13 protein-coding genes are annotated in these 12050 nt (G+C 45.7%); 6 read left to right on the top strand and 7 right to left on the bottom strand.

Features of this window, described 5'->3' with window-relative positions; translation table 11 throughout:
• The first annotated feature begins 72 nt into the window (after nucleotides 1-72).
• The 6 genes from KCO92_RS05145 (at nucleotide 73) to KCO92_RS05120 (ending at nucleotide 6300) form a co-directional block, all read left to right on the top strand.
• Entirely contained in the window at nucleotides 73-1764 is a 1692-nt protein-coding gene (locus tag KCO92_RS05145) for an MBL fold metallo-hydrolase (RefSeq protein ID WP_104695814.1), read from the top strand.
• A 111-nt stretch (nucleotides 1765-1875) separates the two neighbouring features.
• Nucleotides 1876-2904 (top strand): recombinase RecA, encoded by a 1029-nt coding sequence (gene recA / locus KCO92_RS05140; protein WP_104695813.1) that lies wholly within the window; start codon nucleotides 1876-1878, stop codon nucleotides 2902-2904.
• Nucleotides 2905-2906: 2 nt separating this feature from the next.
• Nucleotides 2907-3158 carry a hypothetical protein gene (locus KCO92_RS05135; protein WP_104695812.1) on the top strand — a complete coding sequence of 84 codons (252 nt, stop codon included), beginning with the start codon at nucleotides 2907-2909 and terminating at the stop codon, nucleotides 3156-3158.
• A 47-nt stretch (nucleotides 3159-3205) separates the two neighbouring features.
• Complete coding sequence (locus KCO92_RS05130; protein WP_233710483.1) at nucleotides 3206-3760, top strand: AMIN domain-containing protein; 555 nt, start codon at nucleotides 3206-3208, stop codon at nucleotides 3758-3760.
• Between the two features lie 24 nt (nucleotides 3761-3784).
• On the top strand, nucleotides 3785-5407 hold the full coding sequence (gene pyrG, locus KCO92_RS05125; protein ID WP_104695810.1) for a CTP synthase: 1623 nt from the start codon (nucleotides 3785-3787) through the stop codon (nucleotides 5405-5407).
• Complete coding sequence (locus tag KCO92_RS05120; protein WP_104695809.1) at nucleotides 5407-6300, top strand: pseudouridine synthase family protein; 894 nt, start codon at nucleotides 5407-5409, stop codon at nucleotides 6298-6300. Before pyrG ends, KCO92_RS05120 begins: the two co-directional genes overlap by 1 nt.
• Nucleotides 6301-6601: 301 nt before the next feature.
• Here the strand turns inward: KCO92_RS05120 and KCO92_RS05115 are convergent, their stop codons facing one another.
• From KCO92_RS05115 to KCO92_RS05085, 7 genes are all read right to left on the bottom strand, one after another.
• Nucleotides 6602-6940: a hypothetical protein gene (locus KCO92_RS05115; protein WP_233709696.1), complete on the bottom strand. Its 339-nt coding sequence runs from the start codon at nucleotides 6938-6940 to the stop codon at nucleotides 6602-6604.
• Nucleotides 6941-6965: 25 nt separating this feature from the next.
• The gene (locus tag KCO92_RS05110) at nucleotides 6966-7232 is read right to left on the bottom strand and encodes an AtpZ/AtpI family protein (RefSeq protein WP_104695806.1); all 267 of its coding nucleotides are present in this window, start codon (nucleotides 7230-7232) and stop codon (nucleotides 6966-6968) included.
• Nucleotides 7222-8538 carry a glutamate-1-semialdehyde 2,1-aminomutase gene (gene hemL / locus KCO92_RS05105; protein ID WP_104695805.1) on the bottom strand — a complete coding sequence of 439 codons (1317 nt, stop codon included), beginning with the start codon at nucleotides 8536-8538 and terminating at the stop codon, nucleotides 7222-7224. The genes KCO92_RS05110 and hemL overlap by 11 nt, the downstream gene beginning before the upstream one ends.
• Nucleotides 8538-9092 carry a YceI family protein gene (locus tag KCO92_RS05100; protein WP_104695804.1) on the bottom strand — a complete coding sequence of 185 codons (555 nt, stop codon included), beginning with the start codon at nucleotides 9090-9092 and terminating at the stop codon, nucleotides 8538-8540. Before KCO92_RS05100 ends, hemL begins: the two co-directional genes overlap by 1 nt.
• A gap of 328 nt (nucleotides 9093-9420) precedes the next feature.
• Nucleotides 9421-9816 (bottom strand): DnaB-like helicase C-terminal domain-containing protein, encoded by a 396-nt coding sequence (locus KCO92_RS05095; RefSeq protein WP_104695803.1) that lies wholly within the window; start codon nucleotides 9814-9816, stop codon nucleotides 9421-9423.
• A 238-nt stretch (nucleotides 9817-10054) separates the two neighbouring features.
• Nucleotides 10055-10360, bottom strand: coding sequence for a nucleotide exchange factor GrpE (locus KCO92_RS07420; protein ID WP_233710482.1), 306 nt, complete (start codon nucleotides 10358-10360; stop codon nucleotides 10055-10057).
• Between the two features lie 217 nt (nucleotides 10361-10577).
• Nucleotides 10578-11582, bottom strand: a complete 1005-nt coding sequence (locus KCO92_RS05085; RefSeq protein ID WP_104695802.1) for a DNA adenine methylase — start codon at nucleotides 11580-11582, stop codon at nucleotides 10578-10580.
• Between the last annotated feature and the right edge of the window lie 468 nt (nucleotides 11583-12050).

Raw genomic sequence — 12050 nt, 5'->3', positions numbered from 1 at the left:
CGATCCTTAAGAGTTGGGGATTTTGGCAAGATTTTAGTATAATGCGCCTTTAATTTTTGCCATGGAGATGCCATGCCAGCTTTGCCATCCAAGAACGCGCGCGCGCCTGTTAAACTGCGCCGTGTGGGACTTTTTGAAACCAATACTAATGTTCAAAGTCTCTCTGTGCGGGGTTTATTGGAGGGCATTAATGACATGGGTGAGTTCATTATTAAGATGAAAAAACATGTCAAAATGGGAGAAAAACCCGAAGTAGATTGGATTATCAACACCATTTGCGATCATAAGGGGGATAAACTCCTGCACAAGAAGGGCATTGCTTCCTGCCCTCATTGCGCATGGAATTTGTATTTGAGCACTTTGAGTTATGATAATGGACGCAGGAAACAACCCCTCAAATATCGCATAGAAGGGCGCACTCTTCAGATAGAAACCACCACTGATTTATCCAATCCTTATCAGTCTAGCTTTAAGGGAGATTTTAAGATTCGTTATCTTAACCACGCCTGTCTGTATATTGAAGCGGGTGGAATCAAGTTCATCACCGATCCTTGGTTATTGGGCCCCGCTTTTTTAGGGGCAAGTTATTTGGAAAAAGCTAGCTGCAAGGAAGCGGTGCATTGCTTGGTGCAGGCGGATTTTATTTTTATCTCCTCTAATCGCTCTAGCTGTCTGCACCCTCAAACTCTAGCCTTCGTGCCCAGAAGTAAGCCCTTTATTGTGGGCAATTTTCCCTCTAAAAGCATAGAACGCGCCCTGAAAAACTTAGGTTTTGCCAATATCTTTCCCCTCGAATTCCAGGAAATCTACGAATTTAGCTCGTTTTTTCAATTTAGCGTCCTTAGAGCTGGTGATGGCTCAGAAGAAAGTGGGCTTTATTTGTGCCTCTGTGGACATGATGTGCTCATCAACCCCTATGCCAGTTATATCAACCGCTTCAATTTACCCAGTGGGTTAACTTTGCTCTGCACCGCCTTTTTTGGAGAAACTTCGGGCTTTCCTTTCTGCATTGACAATTACACCGGTCAAGAGAAAAAGGCGTTGCACAATGCTTACTTAGAAGGACAAAAACAGCAATTAGAAAAACTTATCGATGTTACCAAACCTGCCTATGTCTTACCCATTGCAACTCCCTATTTGCAAGAGAGTCCTCGAGATGCTATTATCAAGCGCATCAACACGCATAACGACCTCATAGAGTGCAGTAAAATTTGTGATCTCTACAGCCGCACGCACCGAGAAACTCCCGTCAAATACCTCGCTCCCAATGATACACTCACTTTGGAATTCAAGACCGCAGATTTAGTGCAGTGGCAAGAAGAAGTGCACATACTCAAAAAAGATCTCCCTCCAAAGTATGTGCAATTCTATGCTAAAAACTTCACTTACAATCCCCATAAACTGATGGGTTTTCTCAAGCTTTCTACCTATAGGGCTAACCAAATTGTCAGTTTCATCCCTACTAATGATAGCTTTGATAAAATTGTAGCACCCATTGTAGAGGCCAACTTTGCTGCCCAGAGTTTTAAAATTGTAGAAGAGAACGCACTCATTTCTAGCCAGCAGGGTTACCGCGTTATGCAATTAAAAGTACGCCAAGAGATTTTGGCTTGTATTGTTGAAAATCATCTTCCATTCGAAGAAATGTTACGCGGTTTTCATTGTCGTATCAAGCGCAATCCTAATGCTTATGAGGCTAACTTTTGGTATCACTTCAGCCATCCTTATAGTTCACCAAAACCCTATAGCCTCAAACTGGACTAACCAGCTCGTGCTCCCTGGACTCTAAGATGCGCTTGTGCATTGTCTTTGCTGAACCTAAGTTGACTTTAGCCATTCTTTTGTTAAGATCGCGCTTTACTCAAAGGATTTCCCATGGATGAACAGAAACAGAAAGCCTTGGATTTGGCCATCAAGCAGATCGATAAGGTCTTTGGGAAAGGTGCCTTGATGCGCTGGGGGGATAAGGAAATTGAACCCATCGAAGCGATCTCTACGGGTTCGCTAGGGCTTGATATTGCGCTGGGCGTTGGGGGTGTGCCTAGGGGGCGCATTGTGGAAATCTATGGACCTGAGTCGAGTGGGAAAACTACCCTGACCTTGCATGTTATCGCTCAAGCGCAAAAGAATGGGGGCACATGCGCTTTCATCGATGCTGAACACGCCCTAGATGTGCAGTATGCCAAAAAGTTAGGCGTGGATGTAGATAATTTGCTGATTTCTCAACCAGATACGGGAGAAGAGGCCCTAGAGATTTTAGAAACTTTAGCGCGCAGTGGGGCGGTGGATGTGATTGCCGTTGACTCGGTCGCCGCACTCACCCCTAGGGCAGAGATTGAAGGAGACATGGGGGATCAACATGTGGGCTTGCAGGCACGCTTGATGAGTCAGGCTTTACGCAAGATCACGGGTGTGTTGCACAAGATGAACACCACTTTGATCTTCATTAACCAAATCCGCATGAAAATTGGCATGATGGGTTATGGAAGCCCAGAAACCACGACGGGAGGAAACGCGCTCAAATTTTACGCAAGTGTGCGTTTGGATATCCGTCGCATTGCCACTCTCAAACAAAACGATCAATCCATTGGGAATCGAGTCAAAGTAAAAGTGGTTAAAAACAAGGTTGCCCCTCCCTTTAAAGAGGCTGAGTTTGATGTGATCTATGGCGAGGGAATTAGCCATGCAGGCGAGCTCATCGATTATGGAGTCAAGCTGGACATCGTAGACAAGAGCGGAGCGTGGTTTAGTTACCAAAACACTAAGCTAGGTCAGGGTAAGGAAACTTCAAGATTAGTCCTTAAGGAGAACCAAGACCTAGCCCTAGAAATCGAAGAGAGGATCAAGGAAAAACTCTGTTTTGGTGATAAAACCCATGTGCTTGGTATGCCCACTGAGAGTTAGAGATGTTATTAACGCTGTGGCAGTTGGCTTATCTGTACCGCTATGCCTTGTTGCTCGTGGCTGGACTTGCGGCGTTGGGACTCTATATCGGGGCCTTGCTCTTTGGAGAAAGCTCGTTTGAGGTGCTCAATGCGCTCAAGGATAAACAAGTGAATTTGCAGGCCAGCGTGCAGAATCTACAGTATGAAAATGCTAAGTTGCAAAAGCAACTCTTTGAGCTTAAAGAGCTAGAGCCGCCCACGGGTGGTCGCTGATGAGGATTGCTAGCAAACTAGTCGTATTTGTGCTGTTAGGCGCACTTATGGCAAGGGAAGATCCTTTTGAGCCCGCTAACAAGGGCATGCATGGAAGCGCAAACATGCTTGAGGATGTTGTGGCGGATTATTTCAAAACTCTTAAGATCACTCTACCAACCACCGCCAGGGTGTTGACCAAAATTACCTTGACCTATCAAGATGTCGATGCCTCTGTTCACACCAAGGAAATTGATATTGGGCGGCGCATCGATTGGCACTATCCCCTAAAACTTACCCAAGAAAAGGCCTTTCTGCAACCCGAAGAGAGCACCTATAATATTGCTAATTTTGAGTTTTGGATTCGAGAGAATAAATTATATCTGCGCACTACCTCCAAAATCCAACGCTCGTTTATCTTGCTCGATCCTTATCGCATTGTCATTGACATTGATAGAAAAGAACCTACCTTGCATGAAATACTCAAAGTGAACCAGAAGCATGTTAATCAGGTTACCTTGAGTACCCATGATCGTTTCTACCGCTTTGCTATCGAATTGGACGGCCGGTATAGCTACCAGATTGCGCAAAAAGACAACTATCTTGTCGTTACTCTGTATTGATATATACTCTTATTAAGGATAAGTATGGCGACTAGATTCATCTTTATCACCGGGGGTGTATTGAGTTCTTTGGGTAAAGGGGTGGCGTCTAGCTCCCTAGCCCATCTGCTTAAACTCTGCAGCTTTGAAGTAGATATTCTGAAGATTGACCCTTATATTAATGTCGATCCGGGCACACTGAGCCCCTTTGAGCATGGCGAGGTTTTTGTTACGGCTGATGGGAGTGAAACGGACCTAGACATCGGGCATTACGAACGCTTCTTAAATAAAGATTTTTCCAAAGAAAATAATTTTACCACTGGGCAGATCTATTTGAGCGTGATTGAAAGGGAACGCAAAGGCAAGTATCTAGGCAAGACAATCCAAGTTATTCCCCATATTGTGGACGAGATCAAAGAGCGGATTTTAAAACTTGGTGAAGGCAAAGATTTTCTAATTGTAGAAGTGGGAGGCACGGTAGGCGACATTGAGGGAATGGTTTACCTAGAAGCCATTCGGGAGCTCAAGAACACCTTGGGGCGCGCGCGTGTAGCCAATGTGCATGTCAGCCTTGTGCCCTATATTTCCACCAGCCAAGAGCTCAAGAGTAAGCCCACCCAACATTCCATCATTGAATTGCGCCGCTTGGGTGTGAGCGCGCATATTATCTTAGCGCGCTGTAGCCAGCCCTTGAGCACCGAATTGAAAGCTAAGATTGCGAGCAGTTGCGATGTGCCCATCAAGAATGTGATTCAGGCGCGTGATGTACCCAGCATTTACGCCTGCCCTTCAGAATATCTTAAAGAGGGTTTATTAGAGGCGATCTGCGAGCATTTCAACATCCAGGCCTGTCCAGACGGCCAAAAGTTACAGATTTGGGATGAGCTGGTTACACATATTTTAAATCCCAAACGCACAATTAAGATTGGGTTTGTGGGCAAGTATGTGCACCTGGGTGAATCTTATAAGAGTTATTTAGAGAGCATGGTCTGTGTGGGAGCGCATTTGCAAGTTAGGGTTGAGGTGGCTTTCATCAATAGTGAAGAGCTGGAATTGCAAGAGGGTGAAACGGATGCGCATTTGCGCGCACGCGTGGCCCATAAATTGCAAGACCTGCATGGGGTTTTAGTGCCCGGAGGTTTTGGAACACGCGGCATTGAAGGGATGATCAATGCGATCACACATGTGCGCACGCACCACATCCCTTTTTTAGGAGTGTGTTTGGGGGCGCAATTAATGGTAGTGGAATTTGCTAGACAAGTTTTGGGTTTACAAGGAGCGCATTCTAGTGAATTTTCTCCTGAGTGCGCGCACCCAGTGGTGAGCCTACTTAAAAGCCAAGCGCACATCACCCACAAGGGTTCGAGCATGCGTTTGGGCACGCATTTAATCGCACTCAAAGAGGGTTCACCCATCGCAAAAGCTTACGGCACGCTCGAGGTTAAAGAGCGCCACCGCCATCGCTACACCATTAATAAGGACTATGTCAAGCAGTATGCCCAACATGGCCTAGAGGTTGTAGCGCATAGCTATCCTGACAATCTTATAGAAGCCTTGGCTCTGCCTGCAGAAAAGTTTTTCATAGGGGTGCAATACCACCCCGAATTCACTTCCAGATTGATTGCTCCTAATCCTCTGTTTAAGGCCTTTGTGCAAGCTTGTTTGTAATGCCTTTCGTACGCGAAATCTTTGATCTCTCCCAACCCACTAAGGCGTGGGTTTTTGTGTGTGATGTGTTGGCATGTTCGCGCGCACAGGCACAAAGCCTACTAGATCGGGGGCGTTTGTGTTATGTAAATGGCACGCGTATCCATAAATCTGAGCATATTGTAGGGCAGGTTGCCTTGTTACATTTCAAATCTCTGCACTCCCCCACTCTCACGCCTTTTTTCAGCACACCTTACTTTGAAATCTATTACAAGCCCAAAAATCTCTATTCTCATCCCAAGAACTACAACAGCGCCAGTTTATATGAGAGCGTGCACGCACGCAACCCTCATGCGCGCCTAATTCACCGCCTGGATTATGAAACCAGCGGGCTAGTGATGGTCAGCACGCAGAAGTGTTATGAAAATGCTCTTAGAGAACTCTTTAGCACACGCCAAATTAGTAAAACTTACCGAGCGTGGGTGCAGGGGGATATGCGTGCTTACGCACAAGGACCCTTCAGTGTGATCTTAAAAATTTTAGAACCCAAGAGCAAGCGTGCCGATCTAGGCATTCGTTGCCAAATTGCTAAAGAGGGCAAACCCAGCGCTACGAGTGTGCAGATTTTGCGCTTTTGCCCTAAGACACAGCACACTCAGCTTCAAATCACCCCGCTCACCGGTCGCACGCACCAAATCCGCCTCCATTTAAGCGCGCTAGGTTTTCCTCTTGTGGGCGAACCACTTTATATGAGCGATGATCATGCCAGGGCCTATTTAGACGCTAAAAAAGCAGATTTCCAAGGTGTGTTCAAACCCTTCCAAACTCAGCTTGCCCTAGAGGCCAGCGCACTAGAATTTGAATTATTCGGGCTGCGCTACGGGATAACTCTTCCAACTTCAGAGTATCAATAAAGTATTTGCCGATTTTGCTAAAAGTCTTAAAAGCGGGGCTTGAACCTTCCCAATACACAATCCCATAACCCCATTATGGTGCGCTCCATCGCGATGCCACACTTAGCACAAGTTTGCCCTAAATCAGTAGGCAAAAGCGCATCGCTTTTAGGACTAATAATTTTGGTCACTCCGCATTTGGGGCATTTGAGCTTAAAAGAAGATGGAGGAACGGGCACCAGAAGTCCTTTCTCTGTCCAGAAGAGCTTTTTTAGATTTGAGATTATAACACAGGCTACGCTTACAGCACTTGGTAAGACACTCAAGCTCTTTTAAGGAGATATACCCCTAGTACGCTGGCCAAACACACTCCCAGCCCTATGAGGTAGGGAATGGGTTGGAAGACCTTCCAATGCATAAGCCCCAACAGAGTGCCCAATAAGATCGCATAAGCCCCCATCTTGGGCCAGCCCACACTCAACCCCACTCCTAACATAAACTTCGAGGAATGAGTGTGTTGTGCATCGCCCAAAGTGTTCTTAAGCCGTTGATATCCCGTCATCAGTACTAACAAGAACCCTACAAAACTCGCCTCAAAGTTAAGTAGAGCCCACAGACCCCAGCCATAGGCTACCACTCCTGCCCCTAGCGTATTACACATCAGTATGAGGAGGGCACATTTTAAGCTACACATGGGAATCGTGTTTATACTTGGGATCTTGAGCCAGAGCATCTAGGTCTTTTTTGGCGCGCTTATAAGCTTTGTAGACATTGAGAACAGCCCCTCCGACCCCCCAAAAAACCCCCAACCAAAATAACCATGCAATGCCAGTGAGGCGCTTGAGCCCATAACCAATGCCAATACCAATGAGAATCGCCACCACGATGGAGATACCCAAACTCAGAACACTGGCTCCTTCTATAATCCGTTTGAACTTGGGTTCAGATTCCATGCATCATTTCAGAAAAACTCTCCTTGGCTTTCTGCACGCATGCATCGATAATATCCTCATGCATAGGAGTGCAGATAAAGCCACTCTCGAATGCAGAGGGGGCTAAATAAACGCCCTTTTGGAGCATCTTTTGATGGAAAGTTGCATACAATGCTTTGTTAGCACCCTTGGCCCCCTCAAAATTATGCACCGCTTGTTCACTAAAGAAAAAGCCAAACATGCTTCCGCGCACACAGGTTTGCAAAGCAAAATCATGGGATTGTGCCGCGCGCGCAAGCCCCTCGGTGAAGCGCAGGGCGAGTGCTTCCAATTTCGAGTAGAGTTTAGGGTCTTGGGCAATTTTTTCTAAGGCGACAATGCCCGCGGCCACAGCCACAGGGTTACCACTCAAAGTACCCGCTTGATAAACCCCTCCTGCAGGTGCAAGCAATTCCATGATCTCAGCCCTGCCTCCAAAACACGCCAAGGGCAAACCTCCTCCAATCACCTTACCAAAGGTAACCAAATCCGGCACCAGGCGGTGGTACGCCTGCGAGCCACTTGCAGAAGCCCTAAAACCACTCATCACCTCATCAAAGATCAGCACGGCGTGGTGTTGATGGCATAAATCTTGCAGTGCCTGCAAAAACTCCAATTGAGCGGGCACTAAGCCCATGTTGCCTGCGATGGGCTCGATGATCACGCAACCCACCTGATTGCTCGCTCGAAAACACTCTCTAACAGAGTCAATGTCGTTGTAGCGTGCTACTAAAGTGTGCTGGCTAATGCTCTTGGGCACGCCCAAAGAGTCAGGCACCCCAAAACTAGCACAGCCACTGCCTGCACCTACCAATAAACTATCGCTATGTCCGTGATAGCACCCCTCAAATTTGATAATGTCATCCTTTTGAGAGAAAGCTCTGGCGAGGCGAATAGCACTCATAGTTGCTTCCGTTCCACTACTCACCAAGCGTACTTTTTCAACCCCCTCATAGCTCAACACAATTTTTTTAGCTAGAGTGGTTTCTAGTTCTGTAGGTGCACCAAAACTCAAACCCCGCCGCAAGACTTCAATAACGCGCTCTTGGATTTGTGCATCTGCATGCCCAAAGAGCAGGGGTCCCCAACTCTGCACAAAATCTACATAGGAGTTTCCATCGACATCATAGAGAGAATAGCCTTCACCTTTAAAGATGAAGGGAGGAGTGCCTCCCACACTTTGGAAGGCGCGCACAGGAGAATTCACCCCTCCAACAATCACCTGCTTTGCTTCGTTAAAGTCGTTAATACTGTGCAGAAGCGTGTGGCCTAGCTGTTTTTTGGCCATTAATCTTTAAGGTCCGCTTTAAATGTAATCTGGACCTGCGACCAAGTTAATTTTTCATGCTGAACCTCACATGCTTTGGCAAGTTTTTGAAGGGCATCTTTAAGGCCAAACTCCAAAACATCCAATACACCAGTGGCTACGAGTTTGTTATCCTGAATTGTGTAGGTCATAGGAACTTTAACGCTCCTAGCATTCATGCGCACACCAGCTAAAATCGTGCCCTGATTTTCACCCGCCACAATATCTCTAAAAGTAACTTTTAGGTTCTTGTCCTTGAACAAATCAAAGAATGATTCTTTTAGGTTTTTGTTCTTGAGATCGTCGTGTAAATTCACATGAGAAACATTGATTGTGGCGGTGGCTTTGTCTAAGGCGTGCGCGACGCTGGACATATCTTTATTAAAACGATAAACCACATTGTCGAAAGTGCCTTCCACACCCGCCTTGTGGGGAGTTTTAAATGCAGTAAAACTCATACTTACTTTGGTAGTATCAATGGTTGTTGCATGCGCTAAAGAGGAAACTAAAAATGCACCTAGAATAAACTTTTTCATCTATAAAACTCCCTTGACATAATTTCGAAACACTGATAATGAATTATACGTCCCAAAAAGGGGGTCAAAGCAACGAAGCGACCCCGATAAACTAAACCAGCGCCCCTAGCCTACAAGGACCTCAAATCCTCTAGGCCACGAAGCCGGCCCACAACCCCTAAAACCTTAAGACCCACTACAGCAATGGGCGAGACCTAAGCCATCACGAGACAACTGAGACAACCCCCCAAACTCCAGGCTTGGTCCACTTACCTAGCTGAAGATTAGTGGTATTTAACTTAAGGGATGCTTACATTATGCGCCACAATGTGTTTTTATTCCACCCCTTCTAACACGCATATTTTGCAAGAAATAATCGTATAAGTGTGGCATTTGTGGGCTTCTTGAGAGTACTTAAAGCGATAATCGTAATATTATTCTGTGTGACACAGGCTTTAAGTGCGGAGGATATCTTAGAGAGTTTGGCGTGCAAATTTGCGTTTTCATCTTGGAGCTCTATAAGTTGTAGATAATCTATGATGACTAGTTTGATGCCTTTTTGTTTAGCTGCGGTGTTAATGGCGGTGGTGATGGTGTTTAAATCCCTGGAACCTGCATAGGTGTAAAGCGGAAGAGCTTTGCGCCTAGTCATCGCATGTGCGATGACTTCTTTGCGGTTTGGACCTATAATGTGCCTAAATCCTTCAAGTCTTTTACAGTGCTGAAGACGATATTTTGTGGTCATGCTACGGATACACAAACCCAAAGACCTTATCCTTAGGCAAGTAAAAGCTGATGCTATCAAGGGCGATCACTTCTGCTTTTTCCACACTTTGTTTAAAAATCTCAAAACAAGCATTAACATGCTTAGTAAAAGAATGCTTAGGGTTTGAAAGGTTATCGTTGTTCTCAAACTCTTTCCAAGGTGTTCTTGAGTGAGATAAATGCCCTTGATGGTCTTAGTGTGTTCCATAGCATCCTCTTTAAAGTTTGATGACAGATTGGCGTTTAACTTCGCCAGTTTTAGTGTGCCTAAAGCCTCGCAAGAGCACCTCTGTGATCGCTCCGCTAGAATGTGTGCTAGAGCGGTGGCGTTGGTGCTTGGTGGGGTCGTAAGTTTGCCCGACTTCTAAGGGGTCTAGTTGGTAGAGGGTGGCTTGTTCGTAGTAGGCAAAGAGGGCGTAAAAGATTTCTATGAGGGTTTGCGCGCCCTCTGTGTCGCTTTTAAGTGCATTGTTGGTGTAATCCCAAAGCATTTCGATATTTTTACCCTGAATACCGGCGGACAAAAAGCAAGTGGATCGCCCTCTTTAAAGAGATTAGATAAGCCTTGTTTCACACTTATAGGCAAAGTTAAAAACAATTCGCAAGCTTTGACTTTGTGTCTATCTAATCTGAGTGGGCTTGCTTTAAGGCTTCTTGCGTGCGCTTTAACTCTATTTGTTTTTGTCTGTCTGCCTCTTGCAGGTTAAATCTTGTCCTAAAGTGGCTAGTGTTAGTTTAAAATTAATCCTTCACCAATACATGCAAATACTCAATCGTGCTCTCTTTAGTGTGCATGCGTTTGGAATCGGCCTTGAAGCGGGTGTAATCTTGACTTAAAATGCGATAGCAACCGCATCGGCCAAAGAGATGGGCGATTTCCTCCAAGCTTAATAAACCCTCATCGTTGTAGCTTAAGAAAATAAAGCGGGCATCAGTATTTTTTATCACATGCTCTAAGCTCTGGTAGACAAGGTGTTTTTTGCACCAGGTAGATTTTTCATAACTTCTTAACCCCGTCTTGCCCTGCGGAGTAAAGTCGTCATAAAGGGCAATACTATTTAGCAGATGATAATTAGCCCCGTATTCGCGCTGGTTATAAGGTGGGTCTAAGTATAAAATGTCGGTGTGTAGGCACTTGATAATCTCTTCAGCGTCTGCGTTGTAGGCATAATGAGGGTTGGAGCTCAACTCTAGGGGAGCAGGGGTCAAACAGAGTTCCTGTCGTGCGCTTTTTTTGAGGTACTTTAAAAACGCCCCATAGACAGAGGCGGTATTAGCCACTTTATCACTAGCCTCTAAAAGTGAAGTGAGCAAAAAGTAATACTCGGCCTCATTAATGGCATGCTCTGCTTGCCACTGAACAATTTGGGTGCGCATGGCATCAATTTTCATGGCATTGTAATCGCTAAAATACTGCCGCCCTTCCCCACCCCCTAAGGCGTAGTGTTGGTAAATTTTGCCTTGAATAAGGGGCAGATGATTTAACTCAGCAACGAGGGCTTGCGCGCGCCCTAGGGGCTGGGTGTTTTCAATGTAGTGTTTGGCCAATGCAAAGCTATAAAACTCCTTGTCATTGCTGATAACCTGCTTAACATGGTTTTTAAACAGTCGTCCCACCGCCGCTGTGCCGGAAAAAAGGTCGGTAAAGATACAATCAGATAGAGAAACCCCGCAAGTTTGCAACACCTCTTGGATATTGCTAAATAAAAAATTAGAGAGCTTGCGCTTAGAACCTATGTAATTCACGCAGGGCAGTCACTCCCGCTCGCAAGCAGATCTGATATTATGGACATTACAACATAGATTGTAGGGCATTCCGCGGTAGACTGGCTGCATCGCCTAGCATTTAACGCCACATGGTAAGCTAACAAAGCTGGAACAAATGGCAACACTGCCCATCTCAACCCAAAAACCATGTACAGGGTAAATTTTACTTGCAGGATGATGGGTAAAACTAAGCACCCTAAAGTTTAAAGGATTGCTACTTAAAGATGCATGACTATATATACCTGTAGGACACCTGAAAATAACCTGCACCCACTCTCTGCTATGCACCAGAGACTCCATATTCTCCTTACTATACACTTTTACAACCACCTTACAACGCGCCTGCTTCACCACATCGTCCAAGTTAACAACTCCCCTAGCTTAGTTGCTTGGCTTAGTGGCTTGCAAGATTACCAGAGACTTGCATGCTAAGCATGTCTTAGCTCC

The sequence above is a fragment of the Helicobacter salomonis genome (genome assembly GCF_017979425.1).
Taxonomy (GTDB): Bacteria; Campylobacterota; Campylobacteria; order Campylobacterales; family Helicobacteraceae; genus Helicobacter; species Helicobacter salomonis.
This window is presented reverse-complemented; position numbering and strand designations above follow the sequence as displayed.

Coding starts and splice junctions, on each gene's coding strand:
- KCO92_RS05120 (WP_104695809.1), top strand. CDS start 5,407: ATGCCTTTCGTACGCGAAATCTTTGATCTCTCCCAACCCACTAAGGCG.
- KCO92_RS05100 (WP_104695804.1), bottom strand. CDS start 9,092: ATGAAAAAGTTTATTCTAGGTGCATTTTTAGTTTCCTCTTTAGCGCAT.
- recA (WP_104695813.1), top strand. CDS start 1,876: ATGGATGAACAGAAACAGAAAGCCTTGGATTTGGCCATCAAGCAGATC.
- KCO92_RS05110 (WP_104695806.1), bottom strand. CDS start 7,232: ATGGAATCTGAACCCAAGTTCAAACGGATTATAGAAGGAGCCAGTGTT.
- hemL (WP_104695805.1), bottom strand. CDS start 8,538: ATGGCCAAAAAACAGCTAGGCCACACGCTTCTGCACAGTATTAACGAC.
- KCO92_RS05095 (WP_104695803.1), bottom strand. CDS start 9,816: ATGACCACAAAATATCGTCTTCAGCACTGTAAAAGACTTGAAGGATTT.
- KCO92_RS05130 (WP_233710483.1), top strand. CDS start 3,206: ATGGCAAGGGAAGATCCTTTTGAGCCCGCTAACAAGGGCATGCATGGA.
- KCO92_RS05135 (WP_104695812.1), top strand. CDS start 2,907: ATGTTATTAACGCTGTGGCAGTTGGCTTATCTGTACCGCTATGCCTTG.
- KCO92_RS05115 (WP_233709696.1), bottom strand. CDS start 6,940: ATGTGTAATACGCTAGGGGCAGGAGTGGTAGCCTATGGCTGGGGTCTG.
- KCO92_RS05145 (WP_104695814.1), top strand. CDS start 73: ATGCCAGCTTTGCCATCCAAGAACGCGCGCGCGCCTGTTAAACTGCGC.
- pyrG (WP_104695810.1), top strand. CDS start 3,785: ATGGCGACTAGATTCATCTTTATCACCGGGGGTGTATTGAGTTCTTTG.